Source organism: Alteromonas sp. 5E99-2 (genome assembly GCF_017368475.1).
Classification (GTDB): Bacteria; Pseudomonadota; Gammaproteobacteria; order Enterobacterales; family Alteromonadaceae; genus Alteromonas_F.
In genome coordinates this window covers 1-1478 of the sequence record NZ_JAFNJE010000041.1, presented here as the reverse complement: position 1 = coordinate 1478, position 1478 = coordinate 1, and the positions used below count along the sequence as shown (strand labels likewise).

2 protein-coding genes are annotated in these 1478 nt (G+C 49.8%); both read right to left on the bottom strand.

Annotated elements, in window-relative coordinates:
• Positions 1-567: hypothetical protein (locus J3L16_RS15745; RefSeq protein WP_207614017.1), on the bottom strand; the 567-nt coding region annotated here is incomplete at its 3' end.
• Between the two features lie 93 nt (positions 568-660).
• Positions 661-1478, bottom strand: an 818-nt coding sequence (locus J3L16_RS15740; RefSeq protein ID WP_207614016.1) for an ATP-binding protein, incomplete at its 5' end; no start/stop codon positions are given.

Below are 1478 nucleotides of genomic sequence, written 5' to 3'. Positions count from 1 at the left end.
TGAATCAGAAACGTTAAGGTAGGCGATGTTTGCCCAATTCAATTTGCCATCCGCATCTTGTTGCCAAATGAGATGAGGTGACATTTCGGTCAGTTTGCGGAGCGTCGCAAGTTCACTCAGCAATGCGTCCTGCGCTGCAATTTCGCTGATAGTGAGCGTGTCTTGGATACATGTACCGTACAATTTTAACTGAATGAGACCTTCAATTTCTGCCACTTCGAGAGAGATTGTCGTGCTGTCAGCCGCATGCAGTGTTTGTGCTTCACCTCGACTAAGCTTGTCGATAACGGTTTCCAAAGTTGGGAAGCGAGAGCTCAATATATGCAGAACAGATTGTTTGTCCGTCATATATTTTGGCGCGTCTTTGATCAGTAGTTGTGCGTCTGGCGTCGCATCCTTGAGGTTTTCGCCATCGAACAGAAAGGTTGGAACGATGCCATCAGCGCTGGCGTAATGATGTGACAGACCCCAATTGCTTACGACCCAAAACCCAAACGCAACAATAAACGCGCCACCCACTGAAACAGAAACTACCAACGCGATTTCTAAGAATCCAAGTGATTCCATTTTGCCCAACCTTTTTTGCCCAGGCTGAAGGTCACCGTGTAAAGTTAATGTTGGGTAAATATTGAGTAAGACTCACAAAATTCCTGTTGAATTTTACGAAAACTGTTGGTTTTCGCCCAGTGGCCTGTCTGGATCAGGTGCCGCGATAAATTCATTTGAGCGTGACCAACGCACAGTTACCACAGCGCCATCGAGTGCTTGGCGCGCCCAATTTGCCTGCCCCGTCTTCCGGTTATTAGCAAAGGTAAGTGTTGCCCCGGATCGTTCAAGCAGGGTTTTTGCAATGAACATGCCTAACCCCATGCCTTCATAACCGGGTCGATCATTGGTTTGACGTTTGCGTCTGACGAAAGGATCGCCGATCCGGCCCAAGACCGAAGCTGGGAAGCCCGCGCCGTCATCATTGATCCGAACAGTAATTGTTTCTTTGGACCAGATTACATCGATATGAACCGCTGTATCTGCAAAATCGACGGCGTTCTGGATCAAGTTCCGCAAGCCATGCACGATCTCAGGACGACGTGGGATAAGTGGTTGAGTACGTTCACCATCTTCTGCTGAGGCTATATTGAACATGACTGTTTTGCCCCGAGATACGTGCGGTTCAGCCGCTTCACGTACAACGGTTTCCAATGGCGCGTGCCGTATATGAAGGTCGTCTTTGCCTGCACGTCCCATTGACCGCAAGATATCTCTGCATCGATCTGCTTGCTCTCCGATCAGGACAACGTCGTTGTATTTATCGGTGCCCTTTTCGAGATCTTCCATCAGTTCGCTGCTGACGAGTTTAATGGTGGACAAGGGTGTCCCGAGTTCATGCGCCGCCGCTGCGATCACGCCGCCGAGGTCGGTGAGTTTTTGCTCGCGCGACAATGCGAGCTGCGTTGCGAGAAGTGCTTCGGCCATTGTGT